Source organism: Pedobacter sp. MC2016-14 (genome assembly GCF_020991475.1).
Taxonomy (GTDB): Bacteria; Bacteroidota; Bacteroidia; order Sphingobacteriales; family Sphingobacteriaceae; genus Pedobacter.
This window is the reverse complement of the sequence record NZ_JAJMPA010000001.1, coordinates 2,394,442-2,414,430: the sequence shown is the minus strand read 5'-3', so window position 1 is coordinate 2,414,430 and position 19,989 is coordinate 2,394,442. Positions and strand designations below refer to the sequence as shown.

The window sequence follows — 19,989 nt, the reverse complement described above, 5'->3', positions numbered from 1 at the left end:
ATAATTTTAGGATTGCTATTTAATGTGACTTCTTTATAAAATACAAGCCTTATTTTCTTCTAATTATGGTAATGTAACCTTTCAACGGTTTTAAATCAGGGCCAAAGCTTACCTGATAGTAATAGGTTCCCGATTGTAAAGGTTCACCATTACTGGTTCCGTCCCAGTCTTGCTGATAGTTGTTTTGACGATAAACTACTTTCCCTACTTTATCAAATACTACGACTTCGTTTATAGGGTATAATTGCAGGTTAGTGATTTTCCATACGTCATTTTTACCATCTCCATTTGGTGTAAGTAAGTTATAAGGAACAATTTCTGTAGTTGCCGTGCCAAAAGTTACTGTTGTTACGGGACTGGTTTTTAAAGCCTGGCCAGTTCCGGTGCTGGTAAAGTAAAATGTATGCATGCCTGGGGACATGGTATTATAAATTCTTGCCGTCCAGTTGGCCCTTGTTTCGCTGGTTGTAATGGTATCTGTTACCAGCACATCATCTACATATAAAGCAATATTCCTGTTGTATTCTGCTACACCAGTTACCTCTGGCAAGAATCCGTTTAGTCTTCCGCCTACCGCGCCTGTAATTTTTGGGGCAGTTAACTCCTCATCCAGGTTTCTCACACTTACAATAATTGGTACACTGTTAGATCTTACCGAACCATTATATACTTCCAGAGTTAACGTATAATTAGGCATAGTTTCATAATCCGGCAATGACGTACCTGTTAACGTAATCACACCTGAAGATGGATCGATCGCAAACATGTTGTTGGTATTGCCATATAATATTGCCCATTTTGAAAGTGATCCTGTAGACCTTAAGGATGCTGTTGCTTTACCGACTATTGTACCTGCCGGACTGTTTTCATCTACAGAGTAATCCTGGCCGGACTTGATTATAGGCTGATTGGCAATTACTGGCCTTAATGATGCAATAAAATCTGCGTTATTTCCCGGGTGACCATTCCCCCATACCGGAATCAGCGTTGTGCTGTTACCAACATACGTAGCTCCTCTTCCGTTGAAATCATTTGGAGATTGTGTAGGACTAAGCGCATATTGATAGCCTGAAGATGTGCTATTTCCATTAAGAATTGATGCAGCACCTAATCTAGGTTCAGGTAACGTATTGAATAACGTTATTTTTGTTGCACTACTTATTCCCGTAGCAAAGCTATGAATGGCTTCTGTAAAACCTGCAGAACCCGATGCTTTAGTTTTTAGCATCACCATATCATAGTTTTGAAGGTTAAACGCGGTAGCTGTACCAAGGTTTAGAAAATAGTCTGATGCTTTTAAATTTAAATCCAACCTGTAATCTGAAGGATCCAAATCAACACCCGGTTCTGTAACTGTTGCTGCAACACCGCGCAATACGATGGTTGTTCCAGACCGGAGATCACTCCATAACGCATTTTCAGTAAATTGATATTTACCCCCCGCATCACTAAATGAAGTTGTTAAATTTGTTCCACCACCAATATCCTTAATAAACATTCCACGCATATCAGTATGATCCTGAATGACAAGTAATTCAATCACATCATCCACCCCACCAGTAGTGGTTGTACCACTAACAACGGTACTACTATTAAATATCCTGTTGATGACCACACTAGGTCCATCACCAACAGTGGTTGTTGGACGCAAGCTTTTAATAAAATCAGCATTAGCTCCCGGATGTCCATCTCCCCAAACTGTTTCGGTACTAGTGGTATTGATTACATTCGCGCCTCTTCCATTGTAATCGTCAATATCATTAGTTGGACTACTTACATACTGATAACCTGATGATGAACTCAACGGAGCTGAAGATCCTATTTTTGGAGTAGGTAATGCATTGTAGGCAGTTGAATAAGTTGATGTAACACCAAATACAAAGGTATGCACGGCCCCAACATTACCGTCTGCCCCACCAGTTGCATTGGCTGCTTTTAACATTGCCAGATCATAATTTTGGAGATTAAAAGTTCCGGACAAATAATTTAGATATTTCGAAGATTTCTGGTACAACATATTAATATCGATTCTACTGTCATTAGCGTCAACATCATAAGCCTCTTCTGCAAAAGCTGCATTTCCGCTTACCCTGATCACTATAGTAGTCCCAGCTTTCATATTGTTCCAAAGTGGGTCCTGAGAGAACTGGTATTTACCTCCGTTATCATCATAAGCAGTACCTGTACTTGTTCCTCCTGCAATATCTTTAAGGTACATACCCCTTATATCAGTATTATTATTTAAAATCAATAATTCCAACATATCTCCCTCTCCACGATCAGCACCGCTATTAAAAACCCTATTAATAACTATATTTCCAAAAACTACCGGTACAACTGATGATGCTTCACGCAAAGACGCGATAAGATTAGAATTATTACTAGGTTCACCAACTCCCCAAGCGGGTGCTGTAGTTGTAGAGGTGGCAATAATATTATTCGTTGCACTATTTACACCATTATAGTCTGCCTTCGCTAAGGTCGCAGTTAATGCTGCAGAAGGGTTATTTGCGTATGCAAATCCGCTAGCTGTGGTTCCACCAGGCAATGTTGCTGAAGTTAGCATTTTTGGAAAAGTGAAAGCGTCTATAACCGCTTTTAACGTTGCGTTATTTCCATAACCTGTGTAGAAAAAATGAATCACGTTATCAAATCCAAGAGGACTAGTTCCCCGTTTTAACACAATACCGTCAGTACCCTGCGGGTTAAAGAAATAACTATTGGTAGTAGTAATCTGTGTAATGTACGGAGTAGAATTAGCATTGGTAAAAGGTATCTGAATTATATAATCACTAACGTCAACGTCTAAGGCCGGTGGCTCTACAGGCGATATTGCCGGACGTATTAAAGTAATTGTAGTTCCAGAACGTAAGTCCTTCCATAAATCATCTTGAGTAAACTGATAGTGACCACCTTCCACAAAAGCAGTTGATGAAGCAGACATGTTGTAAAAATCCTTAATATAAACTCCGCGCAAATCGACATGATCGTCAAGTACCAGCAGCTCTACTCCGTCCCCTTGCCCATTTAGCCCACCGCCGAAAGTAGCAGAAGTATTCGTATTGTTGTAAATTTTATTAATTACAACAGATTGGGCATTAAGGCCTGTTGCAAGTAGTAAAAAAATCCCGACAATTAATAGTAGCTTTTTTTTCATATGATCCAATTAAAAATGATTTAGATAGCTGACATTGGACATACCGCATCCATTGAAGCCTAATTCATTAAGATAGACTGCGAAAAACCGAAACAGGACCGGATTTATTTTTAAAAAATTATAAAACCTGTTATTTTAAAATAATTCGGTACGATTATTCTTTCTTTCTGTCTATCCCTACATGAAACTTCTAAAACTGACACCATTATTATTGCTGTTTTTTGTGCAAGCGGCATTTGCCCAGAAATGGGAAAGTGGAAAATCGTATTTTGATGAAGAACACTGGACAGAATTTATCCCGGGTGACATGCCGCTTGTCATTAGCATTCCTCATGGTGGAACTTTGGTATTACCTGAAGTCCCTTTAAGAGATTGCAAGGGGGCCGTAACGGTAACCGATACCCACACCGCAGAACTTGGAAGGGAAATACAAAATACTTTCTTTAAGAAATACGGCAAACGCCCATACCTTATCATTTCGCTGATATCCCGAAAAAACGTGGATCAAAACCGCGATCTTGAAGAAGGGACCTGCGGCAACCAGCTCATGATAAAACCATGGCATGCTTTCCACGATAATATTGATACGGCATTGGCACTAGCCGTTAAACAATTTGGCAGTACCCTCTATATTGACTTGCATGGTCATGGCCATACCAATCAGCGTCTTGAACTGGGTTACAGTTTAAATGCAAGTGAGTTGCCAGACGTCAGCAATAAGACTGATTTAAAGGAGCTTGCTCAAAAATCTACTTTAAACAATCTATTAACTATTAATAAAAAGGCAGATTTTAAAGATTTGATGATTGGCGACCATGCCTTTGGAACCTTAATTACGGAAGCCGGAAGCCCGGCAGTCCCTTCCAAGCAAGATCCCTTTATTGCTGATGGGGGTAAATATTTTAACGGTGGTTATAACACCAGAACTTATACATCTGCTAAGTACCCAAAAGTTTTTGGCTGGCAAATAGAAAGTAATTACAAAGGGGTTAGGGACGCCGCTGGCCGACCTGCTTTTGCTAAAGCATTTGCAGACGTAATTATGAAATATTTCAAAGAAAATACGACAATTAAGTTATAAGATAGATATCTCAATCGTACCTCATATCGATATGACGAAGAGAGAAATTATCACATTTGTAATGCTCCGAACCAAATATCCTGCGTAATGCTTAAAACTTACGAAACAGGAACCGCTTTAGGTCACACCACCTGAAGCGGTTTGGATTTTAACAATACTACACTTCTTCCCGCTACGTTAACAATTTCTCCCGGCTTATAAAGGCCTTCACATTCTTCTGTTCCGCCAATACTTGTATCCAGCACTTTTATCCATCCGTTACCATATTTTTTTTTAGGCAATACATAATCCAGCTGCCCCTCATAGGCATTAAAAATAACATAGAAGCTATCATCTGTAATGCGCTCACCTTTGGTGCCCACACTTCTTAAGCCCATACCATTTAAATAGACAGCTAAAGACCTTGCATAATCTTCTTCCCAATTGTGCTCTTCCATTTCATCCCCTTCCGGCAAAAACCAGGCGATATCTTCTGCGCCAACCCCTTTTATGGCTTGCCCCTGAAACCATCTTCTTCTGCAAAATACAGGATGTTTTTTTCGAAGATGGATTAGCTTTCTCGTAAAAGCCAATAAATCTTCGTCTTTTTCTGACCAATGTAACCATGAAATTGGATTGTCCTGGCAGTATGCATTGTTGTTGCCATTTTGTGTGCGGCTTATTTCGTCACCAGCTACTAACATTGGAACCCCCTGCGAAAGAAAAAGGGTAGTAAGCAGGTTGCGTTTTTGCCGCTGCCTTAACGCAAGAATACCTTCATCTTCGGTTTTACCTTCCGCACCACAATTCCATGACCTGTTATGATCCTCGCCGTCTTTATTGTCTTCGCCGTTTTCGGCGTTATGTTTTTCATTATAAGATACTAAATCATTTAAGGTAAAGCCATCGTGCGCAGTAATGAAATTGACGCTTGCCGTTGGTCTTCTATAATCGTCCTGATATAAATCCGGGCTTCCGGTAAAACGCTGACCAAATTCACCCAGCATACTTTCGGCTCCTCTCCAATAATCACGGATGCAATCTCTGTACTTACCATTCCATTCTGCCCATCCCGGAGGAAATTTCCCAACCTGATACCCCCCTTCTCCCACATCCCATGGCTCTGCAATTAGCTTTACCTGCGAAATAATCGGGTCCTGATAAATGATTTCAAAGAATGAGCTCAGCCGGTTTACTTCATGCAGTTCCCTGGCCAGCGTAGAAGCCAGGTCAAAACGAAAGCCGTCTATATGCATGTCCTCTATCCAATAGCGCAAGCTATCCATCATCAAACGCAATACACTGGGCAAATTGGCATTTAACGTATTTCCTGTACCGGTGTAGTCCATGTAATAACGTTCTTCTCCCTCCACCAATCTGTAGTAGGCTTCATTATCTATTCCTTTAAAAGACAATGTTGGCCCCATTTCATTTCCCTCGGCGGTATGGTTATAGACCACATCTAAAATCACTTCTATACCGGCTTTGTGAATTTCCTTTACCATATCTTTAAACTCCTTTACCTGACCTCCAAGAATACCATTAGAGGAATAGCGTGCGTCTGGAGCGAAAAAACCAATGGTATTGTAACCCCAATAATTGCTCAGCCCTATTTCTACCAGATGGCGGTCGTCTATAAATTCATGTACCGGCATCAGTTCAATTGCCGTAATGCCAAGGTCTTTTAAATATTGTATAGTTACAGGGTGTGCCAAAGCGGCGTAGGTACCCCTTATTTCTTCAGGGATATCGGGATGTAGTTGCGTAAAACCTTTTACATGTGCCTCATAAATGATGGAGTTATGGTAACTGATTTTAGGTGGTTCATCTCCCTCCCAATCATAATTCCCATCTATCACAATAGCTTTTGGTGTAAAAGGGGCGCTATCCAGTTCACTAAAACTTAAATCTTTATTTTTATGTCCAACTTCATAACCAAACAAAGCATCGTCCCATTTAACCACCCCTGCAATGGCTTTTGCGTAAGGATCAATCAATAATTTATTAGCGTTAAAGCGTTGCCCCTTATCAGGTTCAAAAGCCCCATGTACCCTGTAGCCATATAGCTGGCCCGGTTGTATACCGGGAAGATAGGCATGCCATACCTCATGAGAGCGTTCTGTAAATGCAATTTTATACGTCTCACTTTGATCAGTTTCTGCATTGAAAAGACATAATTCAACAGCCGTAGCATTTTGCGCATAAAGTGCAAAGTTTACACCCTCTCCATCCCATGTTGCACCTAGCGGATAAGCCTCTCCTGGGTATATCATTAAATCACTCATATCGTTACGTTTCTTAAAACTAAAGCTGTAACAACTGATTTAGCGGAATGTTAGCTGGAAAATAAAACGGATTAAAGAAGATAGTGCAATAGTTTGCGGTACAACTCATCAGGAAGAAAAGGTTTGATCACCACATCATCAATTCCAGCTTGTTTAACTTTCTCTTCAATTTCTTTTGGGAGATTTGCTGTCAATGCTACAATTGGGATCAGCACGCCATTTGCCCTCATGCTTTTTGCCGCTTCGTAGCCATCCATCACAGGCATATGAAGATCCATTAAGATCAACTTATGTTTATCGATATCCAGCTTTTCAATGGCTTCTTTCCCATTCACTGCCACATCAATCTGCGCCCCCCAGCGCTGCAAAAAAGTTTGGGCCACCATCACATTTACAGGGTTATCTTCTACCAGCAAAATAGAAATTCCTGCAAAGGGCTTATCCTCCTGCTTCGGCAAATTTTTCTCAATATTTTGTTGGGCGGCCGTTTTAATGCTTTTATCAAAAGTTTGTTCAAAGAAAAACGCTGAACCTTCACCTTCTTCACTAATCAGCTCCAAAGATGAATTTTGCAATTCCAGGATACGTTTGCAAATGGCAAGGCCTAAGCCCGTACCCCCAAAACCTCTTGAGGTAGAGGAATCTGCCTGCGTAAATCGCTCAAAAATCAACTTTTGCTTTTCTGCAGAAATTCCAATGCCTGTATCCTTAACCTGAACCCGCAAAGTAACGCGCTGTGCATCCTGCTGTTTTACCTCTACCCTCACATCCACATAACCTGACTGCGTAAACTTAATAGCGTTATGTACCAAGTTGGTAACTACCTGAAAAATACGGGTAGGATCTCCCATTACTTTATTTTGAAGCGTAGAGTCAATGAAAAGCCTAAGTTCTATACCTTTATCCTGAGCGGAAGTTTGCAAGCCCGAAACAATATTTTTAACAATTGCGGGCACATCCATCTCTATGTGCTCAAAAGTTATTTTACCTGCCTCAATTTTGTTGTAGTCTAAAATGTCGTTTACAATAGCCAATAAATTATTGGCAGAGAACAGCATGATGCCCAATTGTTCTGTCTGGTCTTCTCGGGGATTGTTTTTGAGCAATAAATGGCTCATCCCTATCACAGAATTTAGCGGAGTCCTGATTTCGTGGCTCATAGTGCTTAAAAATTCACTTTTAGCAATCAAACCCATTTCTGCCGCCTCTCTTGCATTTCTAAGTACAAAAGATACCCGATGCGACAATACCAGGGATTGCAGAAAGAAAAAGCTTACATAAGCAAAAAAACTGAGCAACTGTAACTGCGGTATTAAACCCCAATAATGAAATAGTGAAATGCCAAAGATTATAGACAGGGATAAACAACTGGTTAAAGCATAGGTAGCACCTGGAAGTTTGTTTTTAAAAGCCACAGCATATACATAGGGCATATACCCCATGCAGAATAAGGTGACCAACAAAAATGGGTTGATGAGTTGTGTAAAATAGTACGCCGGAAATAAAATGACTATAGCAGCAAAACCGAAGCAAATGAAAGCCAGCACTTTTATAACAAGCAAAGAGATCACCTCTGGATATAAATACCTGGTATACAAAGTAAATAGACCGATACCCGCAAAAAGGGTCATATATTCTATCCTTGCGGTGATATACCAACTCATATGGGGCAATACGGTGTGCAACTCATAATTATCCACCCCTATAATCCGATAACTGTATACAATGCAGTAGAGAGAGAATAACAAAATGGCTTTATCCCGGTTTCCGAGCAAAAAGAGCCCGAGAAAAAACAAACCACCCATTAACAAACAACCCGTTAAAAGCAGATCAATAGCTTCCGCCCGATTCCTGTCTAGTTCAACCTCATAGGTTTTTCCGATTGTAATGGCATTTTTAAAGCCACCCTTGCTGTGGGCAAAGTTGGCGGCATGCAAAATTAAAGTTAGGGTATCAGCCCCTTCAGGAAGATGAACTGCTCGGTATTGCCAATGCGGTACAAATCCATTTGCACTTGTACTTACTGTTCCATTGGCTGTTTCTTCTTTTCCATTGATAAAGAGCCTGTAGGCAGAGTAAACATCAGGCATTACCAACGTTAACGGCCCAACCGCTTTTGGCAATACTACCGTTAATTTATAGGTACCATATCCAAATCCGGGAAGGGTTTTGCCATTTAGCACATAACCATCCCATCTAAATGGAAAATTTACGAGTTCGCTTTTTCCTTTGTCAGGCTGGTGAGGATTTAAAAATTGTTGCCAGTAAAAGAACCATTCTCCGTTAAGCGATACATCTTCAGAGAAGTCCTGCTTGCTTAGGTCTATTAGCCCATTCTTTGCAGTAGGAACCATACTTATCTCCGCCGAAAAACAAAATGACGCGCTCCAACCCAGCAGCAGCAACAGTATATAATATGCTTTTTTTATCCTCATTTAGAAATGTAAAACTCGACAAACTAATGATACCAGCGATATCAAAATTATATTTGGCTTTTGAAGTCTAAAGGTAACAGAAAAAAGAGATTAATTTAACTGTCATCTATGTTTAATTTTCTTGAACAAATCTGTTCTAAATACGGTTTTTGTTTAACCCTGGCATAGCATGAGGTAGAGCTGTACCGGTATCGGTGTAAAGAGCCACAAATGCAACAGTGCCCAAATCATTTATTTTATTTTATTTGAAATGTTTTGACAGCTCATCCGTCTATATCTTCAAAGGATTACAAATGCTTAGTTATACCATGCAAGAAGAGAAGAACAGTTACCTGCTTAAAACCATACATAAATATGGACAAGGATTACTGTCTTTTATTCGTGGAAAGGTGCGTAGTGACGATGACGCTGAGGATATTCTGCAGGATATCTGGTACAGTTTAAGTACAGTGGTAAATACTGCCCCAGTAGAGCAAACTGGTGCCTGGCTTTATAAGGTTGCCCGTAATAAGATCACAGACAAGTACCGTAAACGTTCAGAAAGTTTACTTAGTGATGTTTTTTCTGAGGATGACGATCAGGAAATGGATTACAGCTCTTTTTTGTTCCCCGATGCAAATACACCGGAAACGGAATTTCTGCGTAAGCTTTTCTGGGAACAGCTTTTTGCGGCATTAAAGGAGCTTCCTGACGAACAAAGGCAGGTATTTATATGGCAGGAACTGGAGGATGTTCCTTTTCAGGAAATTGCGGAACAAACTGGTGTAAATGTACAAACCCTGGTCTCACGAAAAAGATATGCCGTACTGCACCTGCGTAAACGGCTAAGACAATTGTATAATGAATTAACAGATTAAATAAAGAACGATGAGAAATAATTTTTTTAATAAAATAGGCAAAGGAAGATTTGTACTATTTCCTCTGATGGGAGCTGCTTTTTTAACGCTGATCAGCTATGTGGTGATGCTTTTATGGAACAATATCCTTCCTGACGTAATTCATGTGGAGCAAATTACACTATGGCAAGCAGCAGGGATTTTTATATTATGCAAACTGCTCTTTGGCTTTGGTCGCCCCGGAGGCTTTGGCAAAGACAAAATGTTCAGGCATCGTATGGCAGAAAGAATGGGAAACATGAGCCCTGAGGAGTTGGAACGCTTTAAAGACCATTTTGGAGAAGAGCGTTTTAGTCGTTTCGGAAAGTGCTTTTCGAATGCAAACCCAAAACCTAAACAGACTGAAAGCTTATGATTTCAATTTTCAAGACCAACGTTGCTTCCAGCAAAGAGGCAGAAATAATCAGTCCTTACTTAAATAAATTACTAGAAAGGCTTAACTGGACCATTGATCTCTCTGACTGCGACAGAATATTGAGAGTGGATTCCCCGGATGACAAAAATGATGAGGTCATCCGGGTGCTTAACCACAATGGCTTTTTATGTATTGAACTGGCAACTTTTTATGCAGCACCTGTCTGATTAAAATCTACTGTTCTGGTAGCCTGATATGATTTATTTTTATACATTTACCTGAAAGGAATATACACATCAGGTACGCAGGTTTCATAAGATGATTTTATCAGGGCCCGGAGCAGAATTTAATGACGAAAAAGTACTGTTACACCGCATGTCAGCTGGTGATACTAATGCATTTAGCACAATTTACAAGCTCAACAGCCCTAAAGTTTATTATTATGCCCTTAAAATCGCTAAGAATGATACGCTTGCCCAGGAAATTGTGCAAGATGTATTCATCAAAATCTGGGGCCTTGGCGAACAATTAAATAGCATTGAGAACTTTCAGGGCTACCTGCGGATAGTTACCCGCAACTACACATTAAAGGTACTAAGAAGGATAGCCATAGAATTCCAGGCCAGTAAAATGACAACGCACAATTATCAGGAAGGGCATAACGATACTGAAGAATACGTAATCTTTAAAGACTCTGAGCGAATCCTCAACGAAGCGGTTGAGAAATTACCCGCCCAACAAAAATTAGTTTATCAGCTCTGCCACCAGGAAGGGCTCAAATATGAAGAAGTTGCGGAGCGACTTAATCTTTCTAAACTTACCGTAAAGACCCATATGCAACTGGCATTACGCTTTTTACGAAACTATGTTAGTAACCACACTGACATTGCCGTACTTATCATTCTTTTAAACTTACTATCAGAGAAGAATTAAAACACGCTTTGTACCGCTCATGTAGCAAGTGCGGGCTGATTGTGTTAACTGTTTAATATATGGCATAAAAATATTTTTTGTTTTTCATTACTCCTGTCCTTCTTCCAAAGGGTCATGTAAAAAAGAGCGCAAGAAATATCCCTATGAATAAACAACTCATCTATTTATACCATCGTTATATTGAAGGTACCTGTACGCCCGAAGAGCAGGAACAATTCCTCGCACTTATTGCTGCAAAGGAGTCTGTTCCACAGGTATCTGAACTTTTAGACGATACCTGGAATAGTTTCCAAACTGATGAACAGACCTTTCCTCAAGCAGATGATATTCTCCAAAAAATATTGGCTGAACCTGAAAAGGCAGTTGTTAAAAAGATTTCCTGGTACCGGTATACTGCTGCCGCAGCTATCCTTATCGTTTTGGGCACATGGCTTTACACCTTATTTCCAAAAGACCAGCAGCAAACAGAAGACAATAACATCGCTGCAATTGTTCCCGGAACCAATAAGGCTACTTTAACATTGGCAAATGGCAAAGTGATTGCGCTTGATAACACTACCTCCGGTAAACTTGCCCAGCAATCTGGTGTTCAAATTGTGAAAACTAAAGATGGACAGCTGGTATATCAACTTACCTCAGCAGATCAAGAAACCGCAGCAAGCCCCGAGTTTTACAATACCATCAGTACTCCTGCCGGAGGCCAGTATCAGGTAAACCTTCCCGATGGGACAAAAATTTGGTTAAATGCGGCCTCTTCCATTACCTATCCAACTAGATTTGCCGGAGCAACCCGCAAAATTCGGTTGTCCGGAGAAGCTTATTTTGAGGTATCCAAAGATAAAGCACATCCTTTTATGGTTACCACGGATAAACAGGAAATTAAAGTGCTGGGCACACACTTTAACGTAAATAGTTATGTGGATGAGCAGAGTACTAAAACCACCCTTTTGGAGGGTAGCGTGCAGGTCTCTGCATTGAAAACGAAGCAGACAAGTATTTTAAAACCTGGTGAGCAAGCAGTTTTAATAAATAACAGCATGAATGTATCCACAGTGGAAACAGATGAGGCCATTGCCTGGAAAAACGGCTATTTTCAGTTTAACGAATCTAATCTTGCTAGTATAATGCGACAGATTTCCCGCTGGTACAATATTGCGGTTGTATTTGAGGGCAAATCTCCGGATGATCTTTTCCATGTTAAAATCCCAAGAAACCTGAGCCTGCCAGAGGTTCTGAAAATATTTGAAATGAATGGTATTAACTTTAAAATAGAAGGGAGAACGCTTATAGTAAAATCATAACAAACAGAGATTTTACCAGAAAAAACCGGAAGTGTTACCAGCACTTCCGGCATAAGTTCAGGTAAAATAAAAAATGAAATCGGGAAAGACCACATTAATTTATCAACCCAACACCGTAACTGAACCTAATCCTAAAAAAAGGAATCAGTATAGCTACGGCTAAACCAAACAAAAATATGAATAAAATTTTAGACCTGATAAAAGTCATGAAATTAATTATATGCTTACTAATCATTAGTTTTCAGGCCAGTGCAGTCGCCTTTAGCCAGGGCATAAGCTTGAGTGAAAAAAACGCAAGCATAGAAAGTGTGATTAAAAAAATTGAACAGCAAAGTGGCTATTCATTCTTTTATAAACTAGACCTCCTGAGAAGTAACCGCACTAAAGTAAATATCTTTATAAAAGCTGTATCTGTTGAACAGGCCTTACAACTTGCCCTGGAAAATCAACCTTTAACCTTTGTGATCGAAAAAAGGACAGTTATCATTAAATCAAAGGTAGCAACGGCAGATAGAAATAGTAATCCTGAGGCAAAAAAGCCGGTACGTGGTAAGGTGACTGATGGCAAGGCCCCACTACCTGGCGTATCAGTAAGAATTGATGGTACAAATACAGCAACAATGACAGATGCCAATGGGAATTTTGTTTTAAATCTTAATCCCGGCACCTATCATATTGTTTTCAGTTCTATTGGTTTTGAAAGCAAACGCATTGAAAAAGTAGTTATCGATGGGGATGACGTGGAGATGAGTATTGTGCTTAATCCCGCAATTGCGCAATTACAGGAGGCTATAGTTGTAGGATATAGCACTAAAAAGGCCAGTGAGATTACCGGATCTTTGCAAACGTTTAATGCAAAGCAACTGGAGGGTGTGACTACCAATAACCTGATCTCCATGCTTAAAGGTAAAGTTGCCGGGATGTACATTACAGAACCTTCAGGAGATCCCAACAACAAAGCATCTTTTGTGGTGCGCGGACAAGGTACGCTACCAATCAGCGGCAACCTTCGTGTAACCAATAACCTAAACCCATTAATTGTAGTAGACGGAATTATCTATGCAGATGTAGCATATCCAAGTGATATTGTTTCTTCAACGGATATTGAAAGCATTACTTTACTTAAAGATGCAGCTTCTACAGCGATATACGGTTCGAGGGCAAGTCAGGGTGTATTGGTCATCACCACTAAAAAAGGTGTTGCAGGCAATACACAGCTTAATATAAACAGCACCTTTGGAGTGAGCCAGCGCTATATGGGTAAAATTGAATTCATGAACTCACAGGAATTGTACGACTACCAGCGTAAAATGCTATTGAATTCTTTTGCAATTAAAAATGAGGGATTAACCCAGGACGCTTATCTGACAAAATACTTACCGCCATCTTCAGTTTTAGGTACCTATACGGACTGGAATTCTAAGCTTTACCGCGATGCACTGAACAAAACGGTAGATATGGGTTTATCTGGCGGAACAGAAAAGACAAGGTATTATTTTGGCGCCAACCGATACGATGAACAAGGTCCTTTAAAAGGGAATGACCTGCAGAGAACTAGTTTTAAATTAAACCTCGACCATAATATCACTAGTAGGTTAAGCTTAAATGCCAACATCAGTACCATATTTGATAAGGGAAACAGAAGTCCGGTTGGAGGCATTGTTGGTCTTGCGTTATTGCCATGGTTTACATTGGATAGTGACGACGGCATTCCAAAAAAGACATTGGGCGCTGATGCATTGGGCACGGTCTATCAAAATCCTTTATATGACCTGCCTTATAACAATACCACCACAAAAACCCAACAGCTATTAGGTGTCTTTTCTGCAAAATATAAAATGTTTGACTGGTTGACTTTACAATCTAATAACTCCTATAATACAACCTTTGTTAATATTGAGGATTATCAGGACCGACTTTCGCTAACAGGACTGGCAGATAAAGGTAGACTATCACTAAACAAATCGAATTCAAACTCTTTTATGACTTCAAACCTGATTACCGCGCGTAAGCAATATGGTTTACATACTATAGGTGGGCTTGGTGGTTTTGAGTACAACAAAAGCAATTCAGAATATAATGCTATAGCAGTTAAAAATATACCTACGGGTGTGAAAGTTCCTTCGGCGGCATCGGAGGTTTGGAATACTTATTCTGGAAAATCATTTCGTGGAGAACGTTTTATCAGAGGATCTTATTCGCTCTTTGCTGAAGGAAATTACAGTTACAATGAGCGTTATTTTGCAAATGCTTCTTACCGGATGGATTATTCGGCAAATTTTGGAATAGATAACCGCGATGGTCATTTTTACTCTGTAAGTGGCGCATGGCTCCTTAGTAACGAAGATTTTCTTAAAGGCAACTCGTACCTGACCAGCTTAAAATTAAGAGCAAGCTATGGAACTAGTGGAAAGGTTGCCGGAGAGGATTTTTTAACAGAAAGCTTTTACAATTTTAATTATCAGTACAGCAGTGACCCGGCAGCAATTATTAACCAGCTTGGAAACCGGCTGATCACCTGGGAACGTGCACATGTAGGCAACTTAGGAATAGATCTTTCTTTATTCGACAGGGTGACTTTAGGCGCAGATTTTTATCGGAAACGTAATACTGACCTTCTTCAAAAGGTTGGAACTTCGGCCTTGCTTGGCGTACCAAATCAGTACCAGAACATTGGGGCAATGGTAAACAAGGGAATTGAACTGGTGTTAACCAGCAAGAACCTTACCGGCAAGTTTACCTGGGAAACGGGATTAAACTTTACCTACAATACAAACAAGATTACAAAGCTATATGATGGAAAAGTGAGTTACGGAAATGCCGGAACCATTAAAGAAGGCGAAAACATAGCAAGCGTACATGCGGTTAAATGGCTGGGGGTAAATGAGCAAACAGGATTGCCTCAGTTTGAACGCTTAGAATTTGACGCGGCCACGAGTACTTATGTTAGTAAAACAGTAAACACTTATGATGCTGTTTTTGCAGGCTTAACAGGAGATGCTTCTGCAATGCAGTTTCAAGCCATTGGTAACACCACGCCTACCTATTATGGCGGTATGTTAAACACTTTTGGTTATCGTGGTTTTGAACTCTCAGTTTTATTAAATTTTGCGGCAGACTACCTTGTTTTTAACAATTCAAGAAATACTTACTTTGCTTCCGAAGGAAACAATGTACTGAAGAACAATCAGATTAAACCTGCGGCAGGGCAGGTGATTTGGGAAAATCCTGGCGACAAAGCCACCGAGCCGATGATTTATCGCAGCAGGACGGATGGAGCCGATCAACCATCATCGAGGCTTTGGGAAGATGCCAGCCACATCAGGGTGCGTAACGTAAGGTTAAGCTATGCTTTGCCATCAAAACTGATCAACAGGGCGAAACTAAACAGGGCCAATATCTTCATCAGTGGAGATAACTTATTCATCTTCACAAAAAAGAGCTTTTATGGGGTAGATCCTGAAGGCGGACTTGCGGGAGATCAGAATAATTACGGGGTAAGTGCGGGTTATGGCGCCAGTCGCAAATACCTGTTGGGTTTACAGTTAACTTTTTAATGAGCAGACAATGAAGAAGTACATACTATCCATATATATATGTTTTGCAGCAATTGTATTGTTTGGCTGTAAAAAAAACATTGATAACAACATCAGACCTTTCAATGATAAGGCCGATAAGGAACTTTTATCTACGCTTGATGGCCTTGCAACGGCAACCAATGGTAATTATTCGCTCATGGTAACACAAGCGGCCGGCGATACTCAATATGACGTAACCTGGTTCAATTTAAGTGAGCTTAAAGGGAATAACATCTTATCCGTTACCCAAGCTTATCCACAAACCAGGAATGACAGTTATATTTACAACAATTCTCCTAGCCAGGGTGTTACAGCACCGTTCTGGAGAATGTCTTACCGCATCATATTTGGCACTAATAAAGTTATAGATGCCATTTCTGAGGGTCAGGGAGCTGCTTACGATCAGCTTAAAGGAGAAAATTACTTTCTTAGGGCAATGGCTTATTTTAATTTAGCACGGGTATATGGGCGCCCGTATTATCAGGACAATGCTGTATCATTAGCAGTCCCTATATCACTGAACTCGCTGGTTGACAAAAATTACCAACCCAAACGAAATACGGTTAAGGAAGTTTATGCACAAATCATCTCAGATCTGGAAAAGGCAGCCACTTTGATGACGATCTCCAAGACCAATAACTACGCAAGTAAAGAGGTGGCCTGGGCATTGCTCTCGCGTGTTTACCTTTATATGGGAGGAACGCCTGCTGCACCACAAAATGAATACAACACCAAATCTGTAGAGTACGCGGATAAAGTGATTGCATCAAATAAATACACCTTGCTGCAGGGCACCGCTTACAGCACTTCGTTTGCCGTAGATAGTAGAACCAATAAGGAAGCTATATTCAGTTTCAGGCACGATGACGCGAATGGGAATAAGATCAATGAATTTTTGATGCTTAGGGATGTTTTTGGTAACCCTTATCAAGGAGAATACGCAGCATCACCAGACTACATGGCAATCCTGAACCAGAATTCAAGCGACCTCAGAAAAAGCTTTATTACCGTTGAGACAGATAAAAGGATTACACTTACAGATAAAAGTAGAAATTCTATTAACAAGTTTAACTTTCAGCAGCTATCTGCCCCCGGGGGATTTGATTTTAGTACCCAAACCAGAAGTGGTACACCTTACTTGCGAATTGCCGAGATGTACCTGAATAAAGCGGAAGCACTTGCGAAACTGAACAACAATACAGATGCTTTGATTGCACTTAATTTGGTTAGAACGAGATCTACGGCACCAGAATGGACAACTGCTTCACTAGCAACGGCGGGCATGACTGTTTTCCAGGCTGTTCTTAATGAGCGTAGACTGGAGTTGGCATGGGAGGGGCATTCATCCTATGATAATTTTAGGAATGGATTGCCTGTAGTGCGGAATTACACGGATTATTTTTATACCAGTCCACTCACCATTCAGGCGACGGACAAACGTGTGGTTTATCCACTTCCTCCATCAGAAATTTTATTGAACAATAACCTGGATCAAAATCCGCTGTAAAAAATTACCCGGACTGCTGGTCGGTCCGGGATTATGCTGAATTCCGTTTAAGAATAGCAAAAAACAACAAAAACAAAGCCATGAAGAAATTAGTCATTGGAATTGCCTGCTTAGCAGCCCTGAATGCTACTGCTCAAAACCGCGAGATTCAATTTAAAGAAGCAGATTGGAATAGTCAGTTAATTTCGGCAAAAAAGGAAAACAAAATTATCTTTTTTGACGCCTATACGTCCTGGTGTGGTCCATGTAAAGTGATGGCAAAAGATGTATTTACGAAAGATAGCGTGGCTGATATGTTCAATCAAACCTTCTTAAACGTAAAATACGATATGGAAAAAGGCGAAGGGCCGGCGCTAAAGGAAAAATATGATGTTAAAGCATACCCTACCTACCTATTCATTAATGGGGAGGGAGAAATTGTGCATAAAATTGTAGGAAGCATGTCAGCATCCGAATTTATCACCGAATCTGCTAAAGCTTTAAAGCCGGAAAGCACTGCTTTTGGGCTGGCAAAAAAGTTTAATGCCGGTGATCATTCAGAAGCTACCTCTGTTGCATACATGGATGCCCTTGACAAGGCTTATGAGTCTGATAGAATGGGGGTAGTAGCAAAGGTTTATTTCGATGGACTTCAAGTGCGCTCGTTAACGGAAAAGAACGTATGGGACCTGGCGGTAAAATATCTAAACAACCCTTCTTCTCAGGCATTTTCGTATCTCTATGAAAATAAACCAGAACTGGAGAAAAGATATGGCGCAGATAAAGTAAATATGTATTTCCAACACACATTTATGATGTCGGTTTATGCGATTAAGCGGGCTTATGAATCAAAAACAGGCCTCAAAGAAGCGAAAGAAAATATAGAGGCTATCCGGAAATTGCTCCATAAACCGACGAACAATTCAAAGCGCTTGCTGAGCCAGTTAAACCTGATTGAGTATGCCGCATTAAACCAATGGGACAAGTTTGCAGCTGTTGTTCGTGGTGCTCTTAATGATCAGGAATTTTCCAGCAGGCACGATTTTGTGATCGGCGCAGCAAATGATATAGCAGATAAGGCACCCGCCAAAGAATACATGAACGCTTTAAATTGGGCAGACGAGATCGAAAAGGGCAATCCAAACCTTTTTACAAATATCCAACTGGCGGATCTGAGAAAAAGGATCTTCAAGAAACAGGGAAAACTTGCCGAAGCAGAAATTATGGCCAACAGGGCGCAGGATCTGCGAAAAGAGGCTGCCGAAAAAGGACAGATGACCCCACCCATGAAGAAAGATTAAAATTAACTCACATATAGAAATACAAAAAAATGATTAAAAAATGTTTAACACTGGCTGTTTCAGCCCTGTTGATGCTGAGCAGCAGCTTTGCGCAAAAAGGTAAAACGGTAACCTTTACAGGTACTGTTAAGTTTCCCGATACAGAGAATAAATATCCAATATACCTCGGGAAGTATGAGGGAGAAGGGTTTAAAAAGGCTTTTAAGGCCATTGATAGCGCAAAGTTAGATGCCAATAATAACTTTTCATTTAAAGTGCCGGCAGATAAACCTGATTTTTACCAGGTAAGGGTTTATTATTTCGACCGGATTGACTTCTGGGCAGATAAAGATAATATCCATGTTAATGTAAGAGGGATTGACACGGCAAAAATGAAAATTAAAAACCCACCATATATCTATATGGAAAATACATCTGCAGACAACGATTTGATTAATGATGTAAACCTGATTAATTACCTGAACTATCAAAATATGATTGCTGTTGGACAGGAACAGTATAAAGCAGGACTTTCTAAAGACTCTTTATGGATTGACTATATGAAAGGGGGATTTGCGCGTATGGACAAAGATTTTGATGCACGCATTAAGTATACTATTAACAAATATAAAAACCAGCCCGCAGTGCTTTACGCATTGAATGCTTTGAGCTGGAAAAGAGACGGCGAACTGTTGATGTCGACGCTTGACAATTTAACCAAAAAATTCCCCTGGCTAACCCAGGCCCAGGAGAAGAAAAAGGAAATTCTGGAGAATATGGCACAGACTGCTAAAATTGCCAACGGACAGAAAGCACCTGATTTTTCTTTTCCTGATGTAAATGGTAAGAACTTGGGGCCAAAGGATTTTAAAGGAAAATACCTGATTATTGACTTCTGGGCATCCTGGTGCGGGCCATGCAGGGCCGAAATTCCCCACATAAAGGAAGTTTACAAAAAATATAAGGACAAAGGCCTGGACATTTTATCTGTGTCTGTAGATGCTAAGCCGGCTGATTGGAAAAAAGCGATGGCTGAAGAGAAAATGGCATGGCCGCAAATCAATGCTGTAGAGTCTAAACAGGTGATGTCATCATACCTATTCAGCGGTATTCCTTATCTGGTGGTAGTTGATAAGGAAGGCAAAATCATAGAGAAAAACGTTCGTGGCGAATCTTTAGACAATGCCATGAAAAAAATATTTGGCATGTAAACAGATGAAGAG

13 protein-coding genes are annotated in these 19,989 nt (G+C 40.3%); 10 read left to right on the top strand and 3 right to left on the bottom strand.

Annotation, left to right across the window (positions count from 1 at the left end; genetic code table 11):
* Positions 1-49: 49 nt before the first annotated feature.
* Positions 50-3,157, bottom strand: coding sequence for a gliding motility-associated C-terminal domain-containing protein (locus LPB86_RS10095; protein ID WP_230643143.1), 3,108 nt, complete (start codon positions 3,155-3,157; stop codon positions 50-52).
* A 181-nt stretch (positions 3,158-3,338) separates the two neighbouring features.
* Between LPB86_RS10095 and LPB86_RS10090 the strand changes: the two genes are divergently transcribed.
* Positions 3,339-4,238 carry an N-formylglutamate amidohydrolase gene (locus tag LPB86_RS10090; protein WP_230643140.1) on the top strand — a complete coding sequence of 300 codons (900 nt, stop codon included), beginning with the start codon at positions 3,339-3,341 and terminating at the stop codon, positions 4,236-4,238.
* 122 nt (positions 4,239-4,360) lie between these two features.
* On the opposite strand, the gene glgX is transcribed toward LPB86_RS10090, so the two are convergent.
* Positions 4,361-6,502, bottom strand: a complete 2,142-nt coding sequence (gene glgX, locus LPB86_RS10085; RefSeq protein ID WP_230643137.1) for a glycogen debranching protein GlgX — start codon at positions 6,500-6,502, stop codon at positions 4,361-4,363.
* Between the two features lie 71 nt (positions 6,503-6,573).
* Positions 6,574-8,937 carry an ATP-binding protein gene (locus LPB86_RS10080; protein ID WP_230643134.1) on the bottom strand — a complete coding sequence of 788 codons (2,364 nt, stop codon included), beginning with the start codon at positions 8,935-8,937 and terminating at the stop codon, positions 6,574-6,576.
* A 293-nt stretch (positions 8,938-9,230) separates the two neighbouring features.
* On the opposite strand from LPB86_RS10080, the gene LPB86_RS10075 reads away from it, so the two are divergent.
* From LPB86_RS10075 to LPB86_RS10035, 9 genes are all read left to right on the top strand, one after another.
* Positions 9,231-9,794 carry an RNA polymerase sigma factor gene (locus LPB86_RS10075; protein ID WP_230643131.1) on the top strand — a complete coding sequence of 188 codons (564 nt, stop codon included), beginning with the start codon at positions 9,231-9,233 and terminating at the stop codon, positions 9,792-9,794.
* 10 nt (positions 9,795-9,804) lie between these two features.
* On the top strand, positions 9,805-10,188 hold the full coding sequence (locus LPB86_RS10070) for a hypothetical protein (protein ID WP_230643128.1): 384 nt from the start codon (positions 9,805-9,807) through the stop codon (positions 10,186-10,188).
* A complete protein-coding gene (locus LPB86_RS10065; protein ID WP_230643126.1) occupies positions 10,185-10,415 on the top strand; it encodes a hypothetical protein in 231 nt (76 codons plus the stop codon). Before LPB86_RS10070 ends, LPB86_RS10065 begins: the two co-directional genes overlap by 4 nt.
* 91 nt (positions 10,416-10,506) lie before the next feature.
* The gene (locus tag LPB86_RS10060) at positions 10,507-11,121 is read left to right on the top strand and encodes an RNA polymerase sigma-70 factor (protein WP_230643123.1); all 615 of its coding nucleotides are present in this window, start codon (positions 10,507-10,509) and stop codon (positions 11,119-11,121) included.
* Positions 11,122-11,264: 143 nt separating this feature from the next.
* A complete protein-coding gene (locus LPB86_RS10055) occupies positions 11,265-12,422 on the top strand; it encodes a FecR family protein (protein WP_230643120.1) in 1,158 nt (385 codons plus the stop codon).
* Positions 12,423-12,598: 176 nt separating this feature from the next.
* Positions 12,599-15,979, top strand: a complete 3,381-nt coding sequence (locus LPB86_RS10050) for a SusC/RagA family TonB-linked outer membrane protein (protein WP_230643118.1) — start codon at positions 12,599-12,601, stop codon at positions 15,977-15,979.
* Between the two features lie 10 nt (positions 15,980-15,989).
* Positions 15,990-17,507 carry a RagB/SusD family nutrient uptake outer membrane protein gene (locus LPB86_RS10045; protein WP_230643115.1) on the top strand — a complete coding sequence of 506 codons (1,518 nt, stop codon included), beginning with the start codon at positions 15,990-15,992 and terminating at the stop codon, positions 17,505-17,507.
* Positions 17,508-17,587: 80 nt separating this feature from the next.
* Complete coding sequence (locus LPB86_RS10040; RefSeq protein WP_230643112.1) at positions 17,588-18,787, top strand: thioredoxin fold domain-containing protein; 1,200 nt, start codon at positions 17,588-17,590, stop codon at positions 18,785-18,787.
* A 29-nt stretch (positions 18,788-18,816) separates the two neighbouring features.
* Positions 18,817-19,977, top strand: a complete 1,161-nt coding sequence (locus LPB86_RS10035; RefSeq protein WP_230643110.1) for a TlpA disulfide reductase family protein — start codon at positions 18,817-18,819, stop codon at positions 19,975-19,977.
* Positions 19,978-19,989: the final 12 nt, after the last annotated feature.

Bases quoted from the DNA above. Each gene is read 5' to 3' on its own strand.
- LPB86_RS10095 (WP_230643143.1), bottom strand. From the start codon at position 3,157: ATGAAAAAAAAGCTACTATTAATTGTCGGGATTTTTTTACTACTTGCA.
- LPB86_RS10090 (WP_230643140.1), top strand. From the start codon at position 3,339: ATGAAACTTCTAAAACTGACACCATTATTATTGCTGTTTTTTGTGCAA.
- glgX (WP_230643137.1), bottom strand. From the start codon at position 6,502: ATGAGTGATTTAATGATATACCCAGGAGAGGCTTATCCGCTAGGTGCA.
- LPB86_RS10080 (WP_230643134.1), bottom strand. From the start codon at position 8,937: ATGAGGATAAAAAAAGCATATTATATACTGTTGCTGCTGCTGGGTTGG.
- LPB86_RS10075 (WP_230643131.1), top strand. From the start codon at position 9,231: ATGCTTAGTTATACCATGCAAGAAGAGAAGAACAGTTACCTGCTTAAA.
- LPB86_RS10070 (WP_230643128.1), top strand. From the start codon at position 9,805: ATGAGAAATAATTTTTTTAATAAAATAGGCAAAGGAAGATTTGTACTA.
- LPB86_RS10065 (WP_230643126.1), top strand. From the start codon at position 10,185: ATGATTTCAATTTTCAAGACCAACGTTGCTTCCAGCAAAGAGGCAGAA.
- LPB86_RS10060 (WP_230643123.1), top strand. From the start codon at position 10,507: ATGATTTTATCAGGGCCCGGAGCAGAATTTAATGACGAAAAAGTACTG.
- LPB86_RS10055 (WP_230643120.1), top strand. From the start codon at position 11,265: ATGAATAAACAACTCATCTATTTATACCATCGTTATATTGAAGGTACC.
- LPB86_RS10050 (WP_230643118.1), top strand. From the start codon at position 12,599: ATGAATAAAATTTTAGACCTGATAAAAGTCATGAAATTAATTATATGC.
- LPB86_RS10045 (WP_230643115.1), top strand. From the start codon at position 15,990: ATGAAGAAGTACATACTATCCATATATATATGTTTTGCAGCAATTGTA.
- LPB86_RS10040 (WP_230643112.1), top strand. From the start codon at position 17,588: ATGAAGAAATTAGTCATTGGAATTGCCTGCTTAGCAGCCCTGAATGCT.
- LPB86_RS10035 (WP_230643110.1), top strand. From the start codon at position 18,817: ATGATTAAAAAATGTTTAACACTGGCTGTTTCAGCCCTGTTGATGCTG.